The sequence below is a fragment of the Pseudomonas sp. S3_A03 genome (assembly GCF_054668275.1).
The window spans coordinates 1-19,732 of sequence record NZ_CP162753.1 but is presented as its reverse complement, the minus strand read 5'-3'; the positions used below and the strand labels follow the sequence as shown (position 1 = coordinate 19,732).

Annotated in this window: 17 protein-coding genes, 2 tRNA genes and 4 pseudogenes; 18 read left to right on the top strand and 5 right to left on the bottom strand. The window is 59.9% G+C overall.

Going from position 1 to position 19,732, the window contains the following annotated elements; all coding sequences use genetic code 11:
• Positions 1 to 224: 224 nt before the first annotated feature.
• The gene (locus AB4O25_RS00115; RefSeq protein WP_460150230.1) at positions 225 to 2,033 is read left to right on the top strand and encodes a di-heme-cytochrome C peroxidase; all 1,809 of its coding nucleotides are present in this window, start codon (positions 225 to 227) and stop codon (positions 2,031 to 2,033) included.
• The gene (locus tag AB4O25_RS00110) at positions 2,030 to 3,196 is read left to right on the top strand and encodes a catalase family protein (RefSeq protein WP_065876936.1); all 1,167 of its coding nucleotides are present in this window, start codon (positions 2,030 to 2,032) and stop codon (positions 3,194 to 3,196) included. The genes AB4O25_RS00115 and AB4O25_RS00110 overlap by 4 nt, the downstream gene beginning before the upstream one ends.
• 519 nt (positions 3,197 to 3,715) lie before the next feature.
• Here AB4O25_RS00110 and AB4O25_RS00105 read toward each other — a convergent pair.
• On the bottom strand, positions 3,716 to 3,985 hold the full coding sequence (locus AB4O25_RS00105) for a DUF6555 family protein (RefSeq protein ID WP_017530339.1): 270 nt from the start codon (positions 3,983 to 3,985) through the stop codon (positions 3,716 to 3,718).
• Between the two features lie 430 nt (positions 3,986 to 4,415).
• Between AB4O25_RS00105 and AB4O25_RS00100 the strand changes: the two genes are divergently transcribed.
• Positions 4,416 to 5,252: an AraC family transcriptional regulator gene (locus tag AB4O25_RS00100; protein WP_017530338.1), complete on the top strand. Its 837-nt coding sequence runs from the start codon at positions 4,416 to 4,418 to the stop codon at positions 5,250 to 5,252.
• Between the two features lie 108 nt (positions 5,253 to 5,360).
• Positions 5,361 to 5,965: pseudogene (locus tag AB4O25_RS00095) on the top strand (LysE family translocator).
• 147 nt (positions 5,966 to 6,112) lie between these two features.
• Here the strand turns inward: AB4O25_RS00095 and AB4O25_RS00090 are convergent.
• Positions 6,113 to 6,189: transfer RNA gene (locus tag AB4O25_RS00090), tRNA-Asp, on the bottom strand.
• A gap of 19 nt (positions 6,190 to 6,208) precedes the next feature.
• Positions 6,209 to 6,284, bottom strand: a tRNA-Val gene (locus tag AB4O25_RS00085).
• Between the two features lie 345 nt (positions 6,285 to 6,629).
• Here AB4O25_RS00085 and AB4O25_RS00080 point away from each other — a divergent pair.
• The 7 genes and pseudogenes from AB4O25_RS00080 to AB4O25_RS00050 all read left to right on the top strand — a co-directional run bounded on the left by AB4O25_RS00080 (position 6,630) and on the right by AB4O25_RS00050 (position 11,946).
• A pseudogene (locus tag AB4O25_RS00080) lies at positions 6,630 to 7,221 on the top strand (amino acid synthesis family protein).
• 44 nt (positions 7,222 to 7,265) lie between these two features.
• Positions 7,266 to 8,099 carry an alpha/beta fold hydrolase gene (locus tag AB4O25_RS00075; protein ID WP_460150228.1) on the top strand — a complete coding sequence of 278 codons (834 nt, stop codon included), beginning with the start codon at positions 7,266 to 7,268 and terminating at the stop codon, positions 8,097 to 8,099.
• On the top strand, positions 8,096 to 9,577 hold the full coding sequence (locus AB4O25_RS00070) for an aldehyde dehydrogenase (RefSeq protein ID WP_065876933.1): 1,482 nt from the start codon (positions 8,096 to 8,098) through the stop codon (positions 9,575 to 9,577). The genes AB4O25_RS00075 and AB4O25_RS00070 overlap by 4 nt, the downstream gene beginning before the upstream one ends.
• Positions 9,578 to 9,589: 12 nt before the next feature.
• Positions 9,590 to 10,075 (top strand): flavin reductase family protein, encoded by a 486-nt coding sequence (locus AB4O25_RS00065; protein ID WP_017530560.1) that lies wholly within the window; start codon positions 9,590 to 9,592, stop codon positions 10,073 to 10,075.
• Between the two features lie 77 nt (positions 10,076 to 10,152).
• Positions 10,153 to 10,542 (top strand): carboxymuconolactone decarboxylase family protein, encoded by a 390-nt coding sequence (locus AB4O25_RS00060; RefSeq protein WP_223496493.1) that lies wholly within the window; start codon positions 10,153 to 10,155, stop codon positions 10,540 to 10,542.
• An 85-nt stretch (positions 10,543 to 10,627) separates the two neighbouring features.
• Positions 10,628 to 11,380, top strand: coding sequence for a GntR family transcriptional regulator (locus AB4O25_RS00055; protein ID WP_017530562.1), 753 nt, complete (start codon positions 10,628 to 10,630; stop codon positions 11,378 to 11,380).
• A gap of 2 nt (positions 11,381 to 11,382) precedes the next feature.
• Positions 11,383 to 11,946: an NUDIX hydrolase gene (locus AB4O25_RS00050; protein ID WP_460150226.1), complete on the top strand. Its 564-nt coding sequence runs from the start codon at positions 11,383 to 11,385 to the stop codon at positions 11,944 to 11,946.
• 3 nt (positions 11,947 to 11,949) lie between these two features.
• Here the strand turns inward: AB4O25_RS00050 and AB4O25_RS00045 are convergent, their stop codons facing one another.
• The gene (locus tag AB4O25_RS00045) at positions 11,950 to 12,246 is read right to left on the bottom strand and encodes a DUF1330 domain-containing protein (RefSeq protein ID WP_017530564.1); all 297 of its coding nucleotides are present in this window, start codon (positions 12,244 to 12,246) and stop codon (positions 11,950 to 11,952) included.
• 71 nt (positions 12,247 to 12,317) lie between these two features.
• Between AB4O25_RS00045 and ribBA the strand changes: the two genes are divergently transcribed.
• From ribBA to AB4O25_RS00020, 5 genes are all read left to right on the top strand, one after another.
• Complete coding sequence (gene ribBA / locus AB4O25_RS00040; RefSeq protein ID WP_137220337.1) at positions 12,318 to 13,427, top strand: bifunctional 3,4-dihydroxy-2-butanone-4-phosphate synthase/GTP cyclohydrolase II; 1,110 nt, start codon at positions 12,318 to 12,320, stop codon at positions 13,425 to 13,427.
• 226 nt (positions 13,428 to 13,653) lie between these two features.
• The gene (locus AB4O25_RS00035) at positions 13,654 to 14,679 is read left to right on the top strand and encodes an ABC transporter substrate-binding protein (protein ID WP_017530566.1); all 1,026 of its coding nucleotides are present in this window, start codon (positions 13,654 to 13,656) and stop codon (positions 14,677 to 14,679) included.
• Positions 14,676 to 15,620 (top strand): ABC transporter permease, encoded by a 945-nt coding sequence (locus AB4O25_RS00030; RefSeq protein ID WP_017530567.1) that lies wholly within the window; start codon positions 14,676 to 14,678, stop codon positions 15,618 to 15,620. The genes AB4O25_RS00035 and AB4O25_RS00030 overlap by 4 nt, the downstream gene beginning before the upstream one ends.
• A gap of 6 nt (positions 15,621 to 15,626) precedes the next feature.
• Positions 15,627 to 16,436 carry an ABC transporter permease gene (locus AB4O25_RS00025; protein WP_026067478.1) on the top strand — a complete coding sequence of 270 codons (810 nt, stop codon included), beginning with the start codon at positions 15,627 to 15,629 and terminating at the stop codon, positions 16,434 to 16,436.
• 16 nt (positions 16,437 to 16,452) lie between these two features.
• Positions 16,453 to 17,607: an ABC transporter ATP-binding protein gene (locus AB4O25_RS00020; protein ID WP_017530569.1), complete on the top strand. Its 1,155-nt coding sequence runs from the start codon at positions 16,453 to 16,455 to the stop codon at positions 17,605 to 17,607.
• Positions 17,608 to 17,874: 267 nt separating this feature from the next.
• Here the strand turns inward: AB4O25_RS00020 and AB4O25_RS00015 are convergent.
• Positions 17,875 to 18,685: pseudogene (locus tag AB4O25_RS00015) on the bottom strand (purine-cytosine permease family protein).
• Positions 18,686 to 18,996: 311 nt separating this feature from the next.
• On the opposite strand from AB4O25_RS00015, the gene AB4O25_RS00010 reads away from it, so the two are divergent.
• A complete protein-coding gene (locus AB4O25_RS00010; protein ID WP_017530571.1) occupies positions 18,997 to 19,482 on the top strand; it encodes a flavin reductase family protein in 486 nt (161 codons plus the stop codon).
• Between the two features lie 101 nt (positions 19,483 to 19,583).
• Positions 19,584 to 19,732 (top strand): annotated as a pseudogene (locus AB4O25_RS00005) (LLM class flavin-dependent oxidoreductase); the annotation flags it as partial.

Genomic DNA, 19,732 nt, shown 5'->3' with positions numbered 1-19,732 from the left:
GAATAAAGTCGCGAGCTTATCAGGCGGCCACGACCAATGGCTACCGGCATGTGAGCAGGAAACTTCCGATAAGTTCACGTGTTTAAAAGCATTTTCATTCATGATGGGGCCCCGCGAAGGATCGTGGGATCGCCTACTACCGGACTCAGGGTCACTTGCCGCATGTGTGGCGTAGTGGCATAACAACACGACTCCTCGACAAGACCGAGACAAGGATAGCCATCTTGCGCATTTTTCGCCGTGTATTACTCCTGTTACTTGCCGCGCTGGGCCTGATCCTGGCCGTGGTGCTCTATTACACCGTCAACCCCAGGCTGCCGGACTATGTGCCCGTGGAACAGGTGCACTACCAGGATCAATGGAGTGCCGCCGACCGTCAGACGTATTACTTCACGCCTCAGGGCACCCAGGTCAAGGGCCTGCATTACGACTGGTTCACCGCCCTGGAACTGCCGTTCTCCGAGCGACGTTTTGCCACGCCCGACTACCTGGCGCGTTTCGGCTTCCTGGTCGACCCCAAACAAGTGCCCTCCGCGCAAAACCCCGGCAACCTGCCGGTAGGTTTCGCCCGGCACAAAAATGCCGGCAGCAACGTTGAATACCTGGATATCACCTGCGCCGCCTGCCACACCGGCGAGCTGCATTTCAAAGGTCAGGCAGTGCGTATCGACGGCGGTTCGGCGCAACATGTGCTGCCTTCCAGCGTGCCGACCTTGCGCGGTGGCAGCTTCGGCCAGGCCTTGGTCGCCAGCCTCGCCGCCACGTATTACAACCCATGGAAATTCGAGCGTTTCGCCCGCCAGGTCTTGGGTGACCGTTACGACGCCGAGCACAGTCAACTGCGCCAGGACTTCAAGCAGTCGTTGAACTCGTTCATCAAAGTCGCCTGGAACGACACGCACCGCGGCCTCTACCCCACCGAAGAAGGCCCTGGCCGTACCGACGCCTTCGGCCGCATCGCCAACGCCAGCTTTGGCGACGCCATTACGCCGGACAACTACCGCGTCGCCAATGCGCCAGTAGACTACCCGCAGTTGTGGGATATCTGGACCTTCGACTGGGTGCAATGGAACGGTTCGGCCCAGCAACCCATGGCCCGCAATATCGGCGAAGCCCTGGGCGTGGGCGCCACCCTGACCTTTTTCGACAGCGCCGGCCAGCCGCTACAAGGGGATGCCCGCTACCCATCGAGCGTGCGCGTGCGCGACCTCAACCTGATCGAAGAAACCCTGCAACGCCTCAAGCCACCGACTTGGCCCGAGGACGTGTTCGGCGCTGTCGACAAGCCTCTCGCCGCCCAAGGCCGTGCGCTGTTCACCGAGAACTGCGCCGGCTGCCACGTACCCAGCGTCACCCAAGAAGGTGGCCGCCCGGTGCAGCACCTGAAGATGCTGCCCGTGGATTACATCGGCACCGACCCCGGCACCGCCAGTAATATTGCCGACCAACGCTACGACCTCAGCGCCCTGCAATGGGACCCGGCGGAGCTGGCCAAGCTCAATGTCCAACTGCACCCGACACCGACCGAGCCGCTGGACCTGAAAAAAATGTCGGTCGCCAAGGGCCTGGCCTACGTCACCGCCTTCGTTGAAGACCATGCCTACCGCGCCGCCGGCGCAACCCCCGCCGAACGCCCACGCCTGGACGGCTATGGCCTGCCCATCGGCGTGCGCGAGTTGCGTGCCTACAAAGCCCGCCCGCTGGCCGGCGTGTGGGCCACCTCGCCGTTCCTGCATAACGGCTCGGTGCCAACGATCTACCAGTTGCTTTCGCCCCAGGACGAGCGCAGCACCACCTTCTATAAAGGCACCTTCAATTACGACCCGCGTCACCTGGGCTTTGAGACCGGCGCGTTCAAGAATGCCTTCCTGTTCGATACCAAAATTACCGGCAACCACAACAGCGGCCACGAATTCCGGGCTGGCGAGCGTGGCAAAGGCGTGATCGGCCGCGGCTTGCTGCCGCAGGAACGCTGGGCGCTGCTGGAATACCTCAAAGTGCTGGGCGGCCCGCTGGAGCAACAATTGCCATGATGATCCGATCTCGATATGACCAACCGTCCCTGCTCGCCCGCCTGTGGCTGCGCCTGGGTGCGTTTCTCGGCAAGACCCTGTTGTGGCTGGTGGGCCTGGGCCTGCTTGGCTGGCTGGCGGCCACCGCCTGGTACGCCTGGCAACACAGCGGGCCAGTGTCGCCGGATGAACAGGTCCCGGCGGGTGAAGCAGCGATGACCCAGGGCATCATTCAGACCGCGGTGCGCATCGTCGACCAACACCGCGAAGGCACCCGCTACCTGCGCGATGCACACGCCAAGGCGCATGGTTGCGTGAAGGCCGAGGTCAGCGTGCTGGCCGACCTTGACCCGGCACTGCGCCAGGGCGTGTTCGCCGAGCCTGGCAAAACCTGGCAGGCGATGATGCGGCTGTCCAACGGCAACGCCTACCCGCAATTCGACAGCATTCGCGATGCCCGCGGCATGGCGATCAAGCTGCTCGACGTGCCGGGCAAACAGCTGCTCGCCGACCAGCAAACCCGTGCCGAACAGGACTTCGTGATGTTCAGCCATCCGAACTTTTTTGTCAGCGATGTGGCGGAATATGCGCAAAACATTGGTGCCCAGGCCGATGGCAAGAAAGTCCTGGCATTCTTCCCCAACGTCGACCCGCGCAGCTGGCAGGTGCGCCACCTGTTTATCGCGCTGGCGACCCTGGCACCCGCTCCGGCCAGCCCCACGCAGACCACTTATTTCTCGGTCTCGCCCTACAAGTTCGGCGCGGCCAACGCCAAGTTCCGCGTCGCCCCCGACCCGCAAAGCTGCCCTGAATATGTATTGCCTAAACAGAATCAGGACCTGCCGAACTTCTTGCGCAGAGCCCTGAGCCAGCAGCTTTCCACCGACCGCGTACCGGCGTGCTTCGTGTTGCAGATCCAGCGGCAGAACCCGCAGAAATTCATGCCGATCGAAGACACCAGCATCGAATGGAAGGAAAGCGACGCGCCCTATGAAACCGTGGCCAAGGTAAAGATCCCGGCACAAGACTTTGATACCCCGCAACTGAACCTGGCCTGCGACAATCAATCGTTCAATCCGTGGTTTGGTGTAGAAGAGCACCGCCCGATCGGCGGCATCAACCGTTTGCGCAAGGCCGTTTACGAGGCTGTCAGCGACTACCGCCATAGCCGCAACGCGCCGTAAAGGATAAAGGTGGAATCAAGCAGGAGGCGGCTCTATAGCCGCCCTCCTCCCACGCCACCGTACTTACGGGCTCGGGGGCATGTTTAACCGGTCGCCATAAACGCTGGCTTGCTCAGTAACGAGCATGCCCGCATGAATGCTTGCGGCATCAATGATGGCATTAAAATATCAAGTAAGCGCTTGTTTGAATTTTCGTATGTGATTTCTTGAAATCCTCTCGTCCTTGGTCAATCTTATAGGCCTGCTCATTCATGGATGAAGCCGTCATGCCAGCCAAACAAGCGAACCGTAGTTGCGAAAAATTCAATAAAATCTACGAGCCTGCTACGGAAGCGGAGCCCGCATATAGGGTGTCTACTTTTTCGGAACGGTTATGCCCTAAGTGCAAACAACAGTACTCACTAGAGTATGTCAGCAGTGCATTACGCGTTAATGTGGAAAAGTTATGCATGTTAGCGAACAAGAGAAACGGTTGACCTGATTTATACACGAACGTATGGACTTTTTGCGGTAGTGCATTCATTCGGGTGGAGGGGGAATGTAGGGCTTCGGGTTAAATGGCACAGTGCCAGACGGCCGCCACCTCACGTTTTCAAGCCCATAGCGCTCTGCCATCGGTTTGCTGATGCGTTTGAGCTTGTCATTACGTGACCTCGGAATGATGCCTATCCCCGCATCGCAACAAGCCCAGTGCCAAGCCTCTGCATTATTCATAACTTCGCTTCTTATAATGAAGGACCGGGGTGTGTGATGAAGTTCATACTCGATGATATATAAATAGCTTGTCATGTTTGCTCCTTCTGAATTTTTTGTTATCTCGTCAGAAGGAAGGTTCAGATTTTTTCCTGTACAAATCATACCGCTTCGTACAAGTTTCCCCCTTGCCGGCTTATTACGCCGTTGGTCGGCATCGCACAAAAGAAAATAAACTTGCGAAGCGTTTTATGTTTCTCACTACTGAGTCTGTGCACTCATGCAGTCTCTAAAACTCCTGTCTTGCCCGCACTCTGCGGGCTTTTTTAATGTGGGTTTAGTCCGACGGAGTTGGTCGATGTGTGCCATTCACCAATGACGTCAATCGATCCTTTTTCTGCCTTTGCGCATAGGCAGCTTTGGCTCAAGCCTCAACCCGCACAAATCTTCTAAACTTCCTGTTCAAAAGCGCGGTAATTTAGCCGCCCGCACCGTTCAAAACTGACCCCTACCTCTGGAGCCTTCCGTGGATAAACGCAACTGGATTGAGCTGTCCCAGGATGCCGATACCGGGATTGAATCGATTCGCGCCCATTTTCAGGGGCATGCCTACGATCCGCACTGGCATGACAGTTTTCTGATTGGGGTCACCGAACAGGGGGTACAGCAGTTCAATTGCCGACGCGTTCGCCATCTCAGTACACCGGGCAAGGTATTCATGCTGGAGCCGGGGGAAATCCACGACGGACATGCGCCGACCGAGGAAGGGTTTACCTATTCCATGCTGTACCTTGACCCGCACTGGCTTGAACGGGAGCTGCATGCGTTGTTCGAGCACGCGCCGGCCAATAGTCAGCCGGGCTTTGCCGACACCCTGAGCCAGGAACCGGGCCTGGCCGCTGCCGTTTATCAAGCCTTCCACGTGCTTCACGGGGGTGATTTGCGCATCGTGCGCCAGAACGCCATCGATACCTTGTTAGGGTCGCTCACTTGCCACCTTGATTGGCGCAAGCGGCGGGTGTTTGATCCGCGCCTGCCGTTGGTGGCCCAGGTGGCGCGTGACTATCTGCATGCCCATGTCTACGAGGACATCGGGCTGGATGATCTGGCGCAAGCCTGTGGGGTTGATCGCTTTCGCCTGACGCGGGCCTTCAAGGCAGCCTTTGGGCTGGCGCCTCATGCTTATCTGATCCAGTTGCGCCTAGCCAAGGCGCGGCAGCTACTGGCGCGGGGCGAGTCACCGGCGCAGGTGGCCAGTGCTCTCGGGTTCTCCGATCAAAGCCATCTGGGGCGCTGGTTCCGCCGTGCTTACCAGCTCACACCAGCGGACTACCGCAAGCGCTGCTCAAACCTTCCAGACTGAATCCAGCTGACCCGCGACCATGGCCTCCCATCTGATCAAGGAGTCCATGCCATGTTTTTTTCGCTGTTCTTTTCTGCCCCTTCGACGCGTCCACTGGGAGCCTGAGCCATGGAATCGTTGTTGCCGTTCCTGCTGTTTGCGATCGTTGCCTCGATCACCCCGGGGCCGACCAATATTCTGGTGCTGAGCCACAGTTCGAGGTGGGGGCTGGGCGCCACACTGCCGATCATTTTTGGCGCATGCATCGCGGCGGCGCTGATTGTGTTTGTCGTCGGGTTCGGCGTGGGCGAGACGTTGCTGCGGTTTCCGCGCGTGCAGCAGGCGATGGCCTGGGCCGGGGTGCTGTGGTTGACTTGGCTGGCCTGGCAGATTTTCAAAGCGCGCCGCCGTCGCTGAACCCGACTAACCCACGCGACGAGGGCCTGAGCGTGTTCGGTGCCGCGACCCTGCAATTGCTCAACCCAAAAGTCTGGATGATGGCAGTGGCGGTGGCGAGCGTGTTTGTCGGTGGCGGCGACAAGACCACGCGGCTGGGGGGGGGGGGTGGTGTTGTCGCTGGTGTTCCTGTTGGTCTCCTTGCCGTGCATGACCCTGTGGGCATTGCTCGGGGTGGCGAGCGCGCGGCTTTTGGTTCGCCACAGGCGTTCAAGCGCGCGAACTATGCACTGGCTTTTTTGCTGCTGGTGTCGGCCTGGCTGACGGTGCTGGCGTAGAGGTCACTGAAATAACGTACTTAAATGTGTACTTAAAACCCGTGGCTGGAGATGGATCGCAGCGCAATGCTGCAGACGAAAAAAAGCCCGCTCAATGAGCGGGCTTTCTGTGGTGACCTGGCGTTCAGCGTTCCAGGTTACCGAATATGGCGCAGCGGACGGGACTCGAACCCGCGACCCCCGGCGTGACAGGCCGGTATTCTAACCGACTGAACTACCGCTGCGCGTAACACATGAAGCGAATGGTGGGTGATGACGGGATCGAACCGCCGACCCTCTGCTTGTAAGGCAGATGCTCTCCCAGCTGAGCTAATCACCCTTCGTTTCGGTGTGGGCGGCATAATACAGCAAAAATCTGCAATGTCTTGATTTAAATGCAATTTATTTTAAATATTTTCTGGATAGCACCACAGCCCCCGTAAATACGGGTGTTTGCCCTCAATCCTGGCGCTTTGCGCCGAATGTAGATGCCGTCTACGTGCTGAACGAAGCCGAGGTAGACAGAACCGGCCCGGCCGCAGCGATTGGCTTCAAGCCACGGGACAACTGCCCGCCCTCCCTTTTGTCGTCTTTGGAGCATAAACCCGTTTCCGGGACTTGCACTGCCGGTATTATGGTATACCATCAGACGCATAGACACCCAAACCCCTCTACGGAGCAGCTCATGAGTTTCGAAATCCGCAAGATCGTCAGCTATGTCGAAGAAACCTTTATCGAAGGCGGCAAGGCTACTGACAAGCCTGTGACTATGGTCGGGCTGGCCGTAGTGATGAAAAACCCTTGGCTGGGCCGCGGGTTCGTTGAAGACCTGAAACCGGAAATCCGCGCCAACTGTTCCGACCTCGGTGCGCTGATGGTCGAACGCCTGGTGAACATCATCGGCGGTGCCGAAAAGATCGAAGCCTACGGCAAGGCCGCGGTAGTCGGTGCCGACGGCGAAATCGAGCATGCTTCGGCGGTGATCCACACCCTGCGCTTCGGTAATCACTACCGCGAAGCCGTTAAAGCCAAAAGCTACCTGAGCTTCACTAACAAGCGCGGCGGCCCGGGCACTTCGATCCGAGATCCCGATGATGCACAAGGACGATGAAGGCCTGCGTTCGCACTACATCACGCTGGAAATGCAGATTGAAGATGCCCCGCGTGCCGACGAAATCGTGGTGGTTCTGGGCTGCGCCGATGGCGGCCGCCTGCACCCACGCATCGGCAACCGTTATATCGATCTGGAAGAGCTGGCGGCCGAGAACGCTCAGTAATCCAGGTTAGTCACCAAAACAAGAAAGGCATGCAGGAGCGCTCCATGATTCGGCTCACCGCTGAACGCACCCCGGCTGGCACCAGTTACCTGGCGACCGGCCAAGGCCAGCCCGTGGTTTTGATCCACGGCGTGGGCCTGAACAAAGAAATGTGGGGCGGCCAGGTTGTCGGCCTAGCCACGAAGTACCGTGTGATTGCCTACGATATGCTTAGCCATGGCGCCAGCCCGCGCCCGGAAAGCGGCACGCCTCTGCTCGGCTATGCCGATCAGTTGCTGGAGCTGCTCGACCACCTGCAATTGCCCCAGGCGACCGTGATCGGCTTTTCCATGGGCGGGTTGGTCGCGCGGGCTTTTGCCTTGCATTACGCGCAACGCCTGCAAGGCCTGGTGGTGCTCAACAGCGTGTTCAATCGCAGCCCCGAACAGCGTGCCGGCGTCATCGCACGCACCGCTCAAGCGGCCGAGCACGGACCGGATGCCAACGCCGAAGCCGCCCTGTCGCGCTGGTTCAGCCGTGAATATCAGGCGGCCAATCCGGCGCAGATTGCGGCCTTGCGCCAAACCCTGGCAAACAACGACCCTCAGGGTTACCTGACCACCTATAAGCTGTTCGCGACCCAGGACATGTACCGCGCCGACGATCTAGGCAGCATTCAGGTGCCGACACTGATCGCCACCGGTGAGTTGGACCCGGGTTCGACGGCGCAAATGGCCGAGCAATTGGCCGCACGCATTCCCGGCGCGACCGTTGCCGTGCTCGCCGAGCAGCGGCATATGATGCCCGTAGAATCACCGCGCCTGGTCAACCAGCTGCTGCTGGAGTTTCTCGACACCGCGCACTCCCGACAAAACCAAATAAAGGGGATCGTTGCATGACACTCGCACGCTTCCAGATGTGCATCGGCGGTGAATGGGTCGATGCCCTGTCCGGCAAGACCTTTGAAAGCCTCAACCCGGCGCTGGCCCAGCCTTGGGCCGAATTGCCCGACGCCGACGAAGCCGATGTCGAGCGCGCCGTGCAGGCCGCGCAAACCGCTTTCGACAGCTCGGCATGGCGTGGCTTGACCGCCACCGCTCGTGGCAAATTGCTGCGACGCCTGGGCGACCTGATCGCCGAAAACAAAGAACAACTGGCGCAGCTGGAAAGCCGCGACAACGGCAAGCTGATTCGCGAAACCCGTGGCCAGGTCAGCTATCTGCCGGAGTTCTTCCACTACACCGCAGGCCTGGCGGACAAGCTCGAAGGCGGCACTCTGCCGCTGGACAAGCCGGACCTGTTTGCCTACACCGTGCACGAAGCCATGGGTGTGGTCGCCGCAATCATTCCGTGGAACAGCCCGCTGTACCTGACCGCGATTAAACTCGCCCCGGCCCTCGCGGCGGGCAATACGATCGTGATCAAGCCGTCGGAACACGCCTCGGCGACCATCCTTGAACTGGCGCGCCTGGCGCTGCAAGCCGGCATCCCACCGGGCGTCGTCAACGTAGTGACCGGCTACGGCCCGAGCACCGGCGCCGCCCTCACCCGCCACCCGCTGGTGCGCAAGATCGCCTTTACCGGCGGCGCCGCCACGGCACGGCATGTGGTGCGCAGCAGCGCCGAGAACTTCGCCAAGCTGTCCCTGGAACTGGGCGGTAAATCACCGAACATCATCTTTGCCGACGCCGACCTCGACAGCGCCATCAACGGCGCGATCGCCGGGATCTATGCCGCCTCCGGGCAGAGCTGCGTCTCGGGCTCGCGCTTGCTGGTTCAGGATGAAATCTACGACGAATTCGTCGAGCGCCTGGTGGAGCGCGCCCAACGCATTCGCATCGGTAACCCTCAAGACGACGCCAGCGAGATGGGCCCCATGGCCACCGCGCAGCAACTGGCCGTGGTCGAAGGCCTGGTAGCGGTGGCCATCGCCGAAGGCGCGCGCCTGCGCACCGGCGGCAAACGCCCGCAGAACCTCGGCGAAGGCTGGTTCTACGAGCCGACCTTGTTCGAGTGCGACCGCAATTCGATGAAGATCATGCAGGAAGAAGTCTTCGGCCCGGTGGCCTCAGTCATCCGCTTCAAGGATGAAGCCCAAGCGCTGGCCATTGCCAACGACTCGCAGTTCGGCCTCGCCGCCGGTATCTGGACCCGCGACCTGGGGCGTGCCCATCGCCTGGCCCGGGACGTTCGTTCGGGGATTATCTGGGTCAACACCTACCGCGCCGTCTCGGCCATGGCGCCGATCGGCGGTTTCAAGAACAGCGGCTATGGACGCGAGAGCGGCATCGATTCGGTGCTGGCCTACACCGAGCTGAAAACGGTGTGGATCAACCTCTCTCAGGCCCCCATGCCTGATCCCTTCGTGATGCGCTAGGAGCCCTGAAAAATGATCGAACCCGGCATTTACAAAGACGTCATGAGCTCGTTCCCATCCGGGGTCACGGTGGTGACCACCCTGAACCAGGACGGTGAGATCGTCGGCATCACCGCCAGCGCCTTCAGTGCGCTGTCGATTGATCCGGCACTGGTGCTGTTCTGCCCCAACTATGCCTCGGACACGTACCCGATTCTGCGTGACAGCAAGCAGTTCGCGATTCATCTGCTATCGGCCGACCAGACTGCCGAAGCCTATGCGTTTGCGGGCAAAGGCAAGGACAAGGCCAAAGGCATCGAGTGGCACTTGAGCGATCTGGGCAACCCGCTGCTGCACAACGCCACGGCGATCATCGAGTGCGAACTGTGGCGTGAATACGACGGCGGCGATCACGCGATCATCGTCGGCGCGGTGAAGAACCTGATTCTGCCCCAGCAACCGGTCACGCCGATGATCTATCACAAAGGCAAGCTGGGCCCGCTACCCACGCTGGCCTGACGATGACATGGGGGCTGCGTCTACCCGCTCAAATACACCTGGATGGGCGGGTTCGATGACTTTGGGAGCACACAGCAATGAACAACGAAAAATATGAAAAAGGCCTGAAAATTCGCACTCAGGTGCTGGGTGAGGCTTACGTGAACCGCTCCATCGAGCAAGCCGACGACTTCACCCGGCCGCTTCAGGAGATGGTCACCGAGTACTGCTGGGGCCACGTCTGGGGGCGTGAGGGTTTGTCGCTTAAAGAGCGCAGCATGATAAACTTGGCAATGATTTCGGCCCTCAATCGGCCTCACGAACTCAAGCTGCATGTACGCGGCGCCTTGCGTAACGGGCTGAGTCGTGAACAAATACGCGAAATTCTGCTTCAGGTCGGTATTTATTGCGGCGTTCCCGCTGCCGTAGACAGTTTCCGGCTCGCCCGTGAAGCGTTCGCCGAAGCCGATGCCAAGGCCTCCAGTTAACCCTTGGCTGTTGTGATGACCTGAGCACGATGATCCTGATCGACGTGCTCTTTTTGCATGGACAGCCACACTCAGAGCGGACCCCATGAAACGCCTGCCACTCGACGACAGCTTCAAGGTCAATCGCAACCCCGTTACCCTGCGCGAAATCGTGCTGGATAAACTGCGAAGCGCCATCATGAACTTCCAGCTCTTGCCGGGAGATCGTCTGGTTGAACGCGATCTGTGCGATCGCCTGGGCGTCAGCCGCACGTCCGTACGAGAAGCCTTGCGTCATCTGGAATCCGAAGGTCTGGTGGAATTTGCCGACGCCAAGGGCCCACGGGTGGCGATCATTACCCTGGCCGATGCCGTGGATATCTATGAGCTGCGTTGCGTGCTCGAAGGCCTGATCGTCCAGCTGTTCACCCTGCGTGCCAAGGCCAAGGACATCAAGGCCCTGGAAAAAGCCCTCGAGGAAAACCGCAAGGCCCTCAAGGAAGGTGAACTGCAACAGGTGATCGATTCGGTTCAAGGTTTCTACGACGTCCTGCTCGAAGGCTCCGGCAATCATGTCGCGGCCACTCAACTGCGTCAGTTGCAGGCACGGATCAGTTACTTGCGGGCGACATCGGTGTCCCAGCAAAACCGCCGTGGCGCGAGCAATCAGGAAATGGAACGCATGGTCGAAGCGATCAAGAGCGGCGATCCCCTGGCCGCCCACCAGGCTTGTGTCGACCACGTGCGCGCCGCCGCGACTGTCGCGCTCGATTACCTCAAGCGCAAACAGGAAGAGACCGGAAAAATCCCCGAGATCACCCTGCCCATCGCGCTCAAAGAACCTCGCATAGGTCGCTAAGCATGTTCAGCCCGAGCTTTTGTCCAAAGTGCGGCGGCGGTGACCTCGGTTACCAGCTACCACCGGGCGATACGCACGAGCGTCTGATGTGCCGCGGCTGCGACTACATCCATTACGTCAATCCGAAAATCATCGCCGGCTGCATCATCGAGCAGGACGGCAAGTACCTGTTGTGCCAACGCGCGATCCCGCCGCGTCCGGGCACTTGGACGCTGCCGGCGGGCTTCATGGAAGGTGGCGAGACCACCGAGCAGGCAGCACTGCGTGAAGTCTGGGAAGAGAGCGGCGTGCGCGCGGAAATTCTCTCGCCCTACTCGATCTTCAGCGTGCCGAAGATCAGCGAGGTGTACATCATCTTCCGCGCCATCGCGCTGGAAATCACCGGCCAGTACGGGCCGGAAACCCTCGACTACCAATTCTTCGCGCCCGAGGACATTCCTTGGGACAGCATCTATTACCCGGCAATCCGGCAGATCCTCGAACGCTATATCGAGGAGAGCCAGGCCGGGGTCTACGGCATCTACATCGGCAACGACGATACCGGCAAGATCCACTTCATTCGCTGACATCTACTGGGGCGTCACGCCCTCGACAATGATCACCTCAGCCCGGGCCACGCCCTCACGGTGACGTTTCGCCTCCTGATAGGGCTCGCTGTGGTAACAGGCCAGCGCCTGCTCGTAGGAATCGAACTCGATGACCACGCTGCGTTGCGGTGTCGACCGGCCTTCCATCGCTTCACTGCGCCCACCGCGAGCCAACATCCGCCCGCCATATAAAGCGAACGCCGCCGGAGCGCGCTGGGTGTATTGGCTGTAGTGATCGGGGTCGGTGACATCCACGTGAGCAATCCAGTACGCCTTCATAGTGACCTCTTGGTTTATTTTGTATTATGGTATACCAATAAATATACCCACCAATCACTGAGAGTTCCAGCATGGCCTTCAACAGCATCGAAGAAATCATCGAAGATTACCGGCAAGGCAAGATGGTGCTACTGGTCGATGACGAGGACCGGGAAAACGAAGGCGATCTGCTGCTCGCCGCCGACCGCTGCACCGCCGAGGCCATCAGCTTCATGGCTCGTGAAGCGCGGGGATTGATTTGCCTGACCCTGACCGATGCGCACTGCCAGCGCCTTGGCCTGGAGCAAATGGTGCCGAGCAATGGCAGCGTGTTCAGCACCGCGTTCACGGTTTCCATCGAGGCCGCCGTGGGCGTGACCACCGGTATTTCCGCCGCCGATCGGGCGCGTACCGTGGCCGCCGCCGTAGCGGCCCATGCAGGCCCAACGGACATTGTGCAGCCCGGCCATGTCTTCCCGCTACGCGCCAAGGAAGGCGGCGTGCTGACCCGCGCCGGCCACACCGAAGCGGGTTGCGACCTCGCTCGCCTGGCCGGTTTCACGCCCGCCTCGGTGATCGTTGAAGTGATGAACGACGACGGCACCATGGCCCGCCGCCCGGATCTGGAAGTGTTCGCCCGCAAACATGCCATCAAGATCGGCACCATCGCCGACCTGATCCACTATCGCCTCAGCACCGAACACACCGTGGTGCGCATCGGCGAACGCGAGCTGCCGACGGTGCATGGCACCTTCCGCCTGATCACCTTCGAGGACCGCATCGAAGGTGGCGTGCACATGGCGATGGTCATGGGTGACATTCGTCGAACAGAACCCACCCTGGTGCGGGTGCATGTGATCGATCCGCTGCGCGATCTGGTCGGTGCGCAGTACAGCGGCCCGTCCAACTGGACGCTGTGGGCCGCACTGCAACGGGTGGCCGAAGAGGGTCGTGGCGTGGTGGTCGTCTTAGCCAATCACGAATCATCCCAGGCGCTGCTCGAACGCGTCCCTCAACTCACCCAACCGCCAAAACAATTCAGCCGCTCACAATCGCGCATCTATTCTGAAGTAGGGACTGGGGCGCAAATTCTTCAGGAGCTTGGCGTGGGCAAATTGCGTCATCTCGGCCCACCGTTGAAATACGCAGGTTTGACCGGCTACGACCTGGAAGTGGTCGAGAGCATCCCTTTCACCGAATGAGTCCGGGGTTGGCCCCGTTCTACGCAAGTCACTCATAAAGGGCCTGACGGCAAAAAAACCGCTTTTGCGCTGATAGCCGGTACGGCAAAGTGCTTGCACAAAGTTTGGAATACCATAATATGATATTCCATAGGCCAGCTGCTCGTCATTGACCAGATGGACCTACTGCTCCCGATAGGCGGGCACTCGAAGCCCCGCTCATAAACACAACAATGAGGGCGTGAAAATGGTGTTGAACAAACGTGCGACCGCAGTTCTTTTGGCGGGACTGCTGAGTGTGACCAGCCAGGCATTGCTGGCGGCTGAAAGCGTCAACTTCGTGAGTTGGGGCGGCAGCACCCAGGATGCGCAGAAACAGGCCTGGGCCGACCCGTTCAGCAAGGCCAGCGGCATCACCGTGGTGCAGGACGGCCCGACCGACTACGGCAAACTCAAGGCCATGGTTGAAAGTGGCAACGTGCAATGGGACGTGGTCGATGTCGAAGCCGACTTCGCCCTGCGCGCTGCCGCCGAAGGCTTGCTCGAGCCCCTCGATTTCAAAGTCATTCAGCGCGACAAGATCGACCCGCGCTTCGTCAGCGATCACGGCGTCGGCTCGTTTTTCTTCTCCTTCGTCCTCGGCTACAACGAAGGTAAGCTCGGCGCCGGCAAGCCTCAGGATTGGTCCGCGCTGTTCGACACCAAGACCTACCCCGGCAAACGCGCCCTCTATAAATGGCCAAGCCCCGGCGTGCTCGAACTCGCCCTGCTGGCCGACGGCGTGCCTGCCGACAAGCTGTATCCGCTGGACCTGGACCGCGCCTTCAAGAAACTCGACACCATCAAGAAAGACATCGTCTGGTGGGGCGGCGGCGCGCAGTCGCAGCAACTGCTGGCCTCCGGTGAAGCAAGCATGGGCCAGTTCTGGAACGGCCGGATTCATGCCCTGCAAGAAGACGGCGCCCCGGTCGGCGTAAGCTGGAAGCAGAACCTGGTCATGGCCGACATCCTGGTCATTCCCAAGGGTTCAAAAAACAAGGACGCGGCGATGAAGTTCCTGGCCAACGCCAGCAGCGCCAAGGGCCAGGCGGACTTCTCCAACCTGACCGCCTACGCTCCGGTCAACGTCGACAGCGTGCAGCGCCTGGACTCGGTGCTGGCGCCTAACCTGCCGACCGCTTACGCAAAGGATCAGATCACGCTTGATTTCGCGTACTGGGCCAAGAACGGTCCGGCCATCGCGACACGGTGGAACGAATGGCTGGTCAAATGAAAATGACGGCCACTGCGTCCCGTCCCTCCACTGCCACCGGGAGCGCGACCAGCGCTGCCGGTTCGGCCCACGGCAAGGCCAGCGCAATAGCGCAAGCCCCGTCCTTCAAACAACGCTGGCGTGGCGCCGGCAATCTGTTGCCGGCGCTGCTGTTCCTCGGCCTGTTCTTTCTCGCGCCGTTGATTGGCCTGTTGTTGCGCGGCGTGCTGGAACCGACCCCGGGCTTTGGCAACTATGAACAACTGTTCGCCAACTCGGCGTACGCAAGGGTGCTGCTCAACACCTTTTCGGTGGCTGGGTTGGTGACGATCTTCAGTCTGTTGCTGGGCTTTCCGCTGGCCTGGGCGATCACGCTGGTGCCACGCGGCTGGGGACGCTGGATCCTCAACATCGTGCTGTTGTCGATGTGGACCAGCCTGCTCGCCCGCACCTATTCGTGGCTGGTGCTGCTGCAAGCCTCGGGGGTGATCAACAAGACCTTGATGGCGCTAGGCATCATCGATCAGCCGCTGGAGATGGTGCATAACCTCACCGGCGTGGTGATCGGCATGAGCTACATCATGATCCCGTTCATCGTGCTGCCGTTGCAGGCGACCATGCAGGCCATCGACCCGATGATCCTGCAGGCCGGCTCCATCTGCGGCGCCAGCCCGTGGACCAACTTCTTCCGGGTGTTCCTGCCGCTGTGCCGGCCGGGCCTGGCGTCCGGCGGGTTGATGGTGTTCGTGATGTCGCTCGGTTACTACGTCACCCCGGCGTTGCTCGGCGGTGCGCAGAACATGATGCTGCCCGAGTTCATCATTCAGCAGGTGCAGTCGTTCCTCAACTGGGGCCTGGCCAGTGCCGGCGCCGCGTTGCTGATCGCGATCACGCTGGTGCTGTTCTACTTCTACCTGAAGCTCCAGCCGGAATCCCCGGTTGGCGCCAGCAATGCGAGGTAAGTCGTCATGCTCCTGACCCCCAATGCCATGAGCCGGCGCATGCGCTTCGGCCTGTATGCGACTACCGGGCTGATTGGTCTGTTCCTGCTGCTGCCGATTGTGTTCATCGTGCTGCTGTCGTTCGGATCGTCGCAATGGCTGGTGTTCCCGCCGCCGGGCTGGACGTTGAAATGGTACGGCCAGTTCTTCTCCAATGCCGACTGGATGAACGCGGCAATGGCCAGCCTCAAGGTCGCGGTGTTGACCACCTTTTTCGCCGTGGCCCTGGGCCTGCCGACAGCGTTCGCCCTGGTGCGTGGCCGCTTCCCCGGCCGCGAAATGCTCTACGGCCTGTTCACCCTGCCGATGATCGTGCCGCTTGTGATCATCGCGGTGGCGGTGTACGCGCTGTTCCTGAAACTGGGTTACACCGGCACCCTGTTCGCGTTCGTGGTCAGCCACGTCATCGTCGCGCTGCCGTTCACCATCATCTCGATTATCAATTCGCTGAAGCTGTTCGATCAGTCGATCGAGGATGCGGCGGTGATCTGCGGCGCCTCGCGCCTGCAAGCGGTGTTCAAGGTGACCTTTGCGGCGATCCGTCCGGGCATGGTGGCCGGCGCCCTCTTCGCCTTTCTCGTCTCGTGGGACGAAGTGGTGCTGAGCGTGATGATGGCCAGCCCGACCCTGCAAACCCTTCCCGTGAAAATGTGGACCACCCTGCGCCAGGACCTGACGCCCGTGATCGCCGTCGCCTCGACGCTGCTGATCGGCCTCTCGGTATTGGTCATGGTGATCGCCGCCGCTCTGCGCCGGCGCAACGAAATCAGCGCCTGAGCGCCAGGAGTACGACATGAGTGCAGTGATCAAAAATTCCGCCCAGCACCACGACACACCGCTGGTCAGCCTGCGCAACCTGAACAAGTACTACGGCGACTTTGCCGCCGTGGACGACATCTCGCTGGACATCAAGGACGGTGAATTCCTGACTTTCCTCGGCTCCAGCGGCTCGGGCAAAAGCACCACGCTGTCGATGCTCGCCGGCTTCGAAACCCCGAGCAGCGGCGAAATCCTGGTCAACAGCCAGTCGCTGGTGAACGTGCCGCCGCACAAGCGCGACATCGGTATGGTGTTCCAGCGCTACTCGCTGTTCCCGCACCTGTCGGTACGCGACAACATCGCGTTCCCGTTGGCCATCCGCAAACTGGCCGCCGCCGAACGCGAGCGCCGGGTGGATGCAATGCTTAAACTGGTGCAGCTCGAGCAGTTCGCCCATCGCCGCCCTTCGCAACTGTCCGGTGGCCAGCAGCAACGGGTCGCCATTGCCCGTGCGCTGGTTTACGAACCACGCATCCTGCTGATGGACGAACCGCTCGGTGCCCTGGACAAGAAACTGCGCGAAGACCTGCAAGATGAACTGCGCCAGCTGCATCGGCGCCTGGGCATCACCATCGTCTACGTGACCCACGACCAGGAAGAAGCCATGCGTTTGTCCCAGCGCATCGCGATCTTCAGTCACGGCAAAATCGTTGGCTTGGGCAGTGGCTATGACCTTTACCAAAATCCGCCAAATGCCTTCGTTGCCTCGTTCCTCGGCAACTCGAACTTTCTCAAACTCAAAGCCCAGGGCAATGCGGTCGCTTCGTTTGAAGGTCAGTCTCTGTCGATTCGCCTGAGCGCAGGGCTGCAGACCGATCAAGATGTTTTGCTGATGGTACGACCGGAGAAAGCGTTGGCCTTGAGTGCCGAGCAGGCCACGCAGGAACCGTTGGCGGCGGGCTGGAATGAAGTGTCGGCCAAGGTCGTGGAGGTGCTGTTTCTGGGTGAAAGCCAGACTTGCAGCGTGGTCACTGGCGGTGGCACGTCGATGACGGTCAAGGCACTCTCCGCTGCGGGCATGCCGCTCAAGGCCGGCGATCCGGTGTTGGTACGTTGGGCCACCGCCGATGCATGCGTTTATACCGAATGGGCCGAGAGCGATCTGAACAAGGCTGCTGGCGCTCATTGATCCTCAAGCGGCCCATGCCAGTGGGCCGCGCGTTATCGGTCACCCTTGGGCCGCTGCAACGTCGGGTTGCAGCGGCCTTTTTTTATCTCACTCTCCCCTCTGCCTGACTCTTTTGCTTTTAAGAACAAAGGTCCCGGATCGCCACGAACACAGCACTCGAACTCGGTACCAATCAACTGTGCGCCTTCAACTCCCCCTCTGTTTGCCATCCAAGCGAAAATGCCCGGCACAGGCCGGGCATTTCACACATACAGAACACGAGTTTGATTAATCGGCATAACCGAATCTGGAAGCTTTGCGCGCGTGCACTTGGCTGCGGGTAGCCAGGCAGTAATACAACGGGCAAGTCACCACCAACCCCACCAGCCACGACAGATCAGCCCCTTGCACCCAATTGGCATACGGCCCGACATACAACGACGTATTGGCAAACGGCAACTGCACAATAATCCCGATGAAATACGCAACGATCGCATGCAGGTCGAAACCGCCGCGGGTGAAGAAGTCCGCGGGCAAGTCATGAGCGAAGACGTATAGGAAGCCGGCGAGCAAGGCACTGCCCATGACCCAGCTGCCAATGCGATTGAGGGTGTGAATGAAGCGGTAACCGATCACCCCGATCGCGGTGGCGCTCAAGGCGCCGATGAGGATGCTCGCCGGCACCGGAACCGAAGGCACGATACCGACAATGGACTTGCCGGCCAGCACGATATTGGAGATGAAAAAGCCGATGTAGATAATCGCCGCAAAGCACACGATCAGCAGCGCACCATAACGGCCGAACTGGCCGCGGCTCTGGACCATCTGCGCAATCCCCATGCGCGGACCTTGCGCCGACGCCAGGGCAATCACCAGACCGCCGACCATATGCCCGAGCGCGATCGCCAGCAGCCCCCAGAACAGGTCGAGGTGGAACACCTGAACCACCATGGCACCGGTCACGATGGGCAACGGCGCGATGTTGGTACTGAACCATAAAGTGAAAAGGTCGCGGGCCTTCCCGTGGCGTTCCGCGAGTGGAACGTAATCGACCGTGTGATTCTCGATGAGGGGGGTCTTGCCGGGACATCTGGGACATGTGCATGAACTCTAGTTTGTCTGATCTTATAGTTGTACGAAGCCAAACCGGGGAGCTCTTTGGCCACCCCTCAGATGCAAACCATATTATGGTATTCCAAACTTTTAACAAAGCTGACCCGATGTTTTAGAACCCATCTGAGCCGCAACCTTAAAGCGACAGCGCGTGTTCAATCGGGCTAAAAGCCCAGTAAACATTAGCTAAAAGACCAAAGGCGTACGTTTATTGGGTCCAAAAAAAGCCCTTGCAAAGCATGTATTACGGTATACCATAAGACTACAAACACATAAAAACCGCCAGAGGACCCTCCCATGATCGATGCCGCCATCTACAAACAAGTGATGGGTTCGTTTCCTTCCGGGGTGACGGTGATCACCACGCTGGATGACGATGGCCAAATCGTCGGCCTGACCGCCAGCGCCTTCAGCTCTCTGTCCATGGACCCGGCCCTGGTGCTGTTCTGCCCCAACTACAGCTCCGATTCCTATCCAGTACTCATCAAGAACAAACGCTTTGCCATTCACGTCCTGTCCGGCGGCCAGCAGAGCGAAGCCTATGCCTTCGCGCGCAAAGGCAAAGACAAGGCGCAAGGCATCGAATGGACGTTGAGCGAACTGGGCAACCCGATTCTGGCTAACGCCACGGCGGTGATCGAATGCGAGCTGTGGCGCGAATATGAAGGGGGCGACCACGCAATCATGGTCGGCGCGGTGAAGAACCTGATCGTGCCCCAGCACAACGCCGGGCCACTGGTGTATTGCCACGGCAAAATGGGCGCCCTGCCTGCCGTCGCCTGATCCCGACGTATTTTGCGCATAGTGCGAATTTCGATTATTCAATAAGCCGCCAGCCGACTCCCGATCGACAGGCCAACAACAAAAGATCCGAGGTAAGCGTCATGAAGTTTTCCCTGTTCGTGCACATGGAACGTTGGGACGAAAGTGTCAGCCACCGTCAGCTGTTCGACGACTTGACCGAACTGACCCTGATGGCCGAAGCGGGTGGTTTCAGCACCGTCTGGATCGGCGAACACCACGCCATGGAATA

What these genes read in the sequence shown, in the direction of transcription:
- AB4O25_RS00070 (WP_065876933.1), top strand. Translation starts at nt 8,096, where the DNA reads ATGACACTCGCACGCTTCCAGATGTGCATCGGCGGTGAATGGGTCGAT.
- AB4O25_RS00025 (WP_026067478.1), top strand. Translation starts at nt 15,627, where the DNA reads ATGCTCCTGACCCCCAATGCCATGAGCCGGCGCATGCGCTTCGGCCTG.
- AB4O25_RS00030 (WP_017530567.1), top strand. Translation starts at nt 14,676, where the DNA reads ATGAAAATGACGGCCACTGCGTCCCGTCCCTCCACTGCCACCGGGAGC.
- AB4O25_RS00105 (WP_017530339.1), bottom strand. Translation starts at nt 3,985, where the DNA reads ATGACAAGCTATTTATATATCATCGAGTATGAACTTCATCACACACCC.
- AB4O25_RS00010 (WP_017530571.1), top strand. Translation starts at nt 18,997, where the DNA reads ATGATCGATGCCGCCATCTACAAACAAGTGATGGGTTCGTTTCCTTCC.
- AB4O25_RS00065 (WP_017530560.1), top strand. Translation starts at nt 9,590, where the DNA reads ATGATCGAACCCGGCATTTACAAAGACGTCATGAGCTCGTTCCCATCC.
- AB4O25_RS00060 (WP_223496493.1), top strand. Translation starts at nt 10,153, where the DNA reads ATGAACAACGAAAAATATGAAAAAGGCCTGAAAATTCGCACTCAGGTG.
- AB4O25_RS00050 (WP_460150226.1), top strand. Translation starts at nt 11,383, where the DNA reads ATGTTCAGCCCGAGCTTTTGTCCAAAGTGCGGCGGCGGTGACCTCGGT.
- AB4O25_RS00035 (WP_017530566.1), top strand. Translation starts at nt 13,654, where the DNA reads ATGGTGTTGAACAAACGTGCGACCGCAGTTCTTTTGGCGGGACTGCTG.
- AB4O25_RS00045 (WP_017530564.1), bottom strand. Translation starts at nt 12,246, where the DNA reads ATGAAGGCGTACTGGATTGCTCACGTGGATGTCACCGACCCCGATCAC.
- AB4O25_RS00110 (WP_065876936.1), top strand. Translation starts at nt 2,030, where the DNA reads ATGATGATCCGATCTCGATATGACCAACCGTCCCTGCTCGCCCGCCTG.
- AB4O25_RS00055 (WP_017530562.1), top strand. Translation starts at nt 10,628, where the DNA reads ATGAAACGCCTGCCACTCGACGACAGCTTCAAGGTCAATCGCAACCCC.
- AB4O25_RS00020 (WP_017530569.1), top strand. Translation starts at nt 16,453, where the DNA reads ATGAGTGCAGTGATCAAAAATTCCGCCCAGCACCACGACACACCGCTG.
- ribBA (WP_137220337.1), top strand. Translation starts at nt 12,318, where the DNA reads ATGGCCTTCAACAGCATCGAAGAAATCATCGAAGATTACCGGCAAGGC.
- AB4O25_RS00075 (WP_460150228.1), top strand. Translation starts at nt 7,266, where the DNA reads ATGATTCGGCTCACCGCTGAACGCACCCCGGCTGGCACCAGTTACCTG.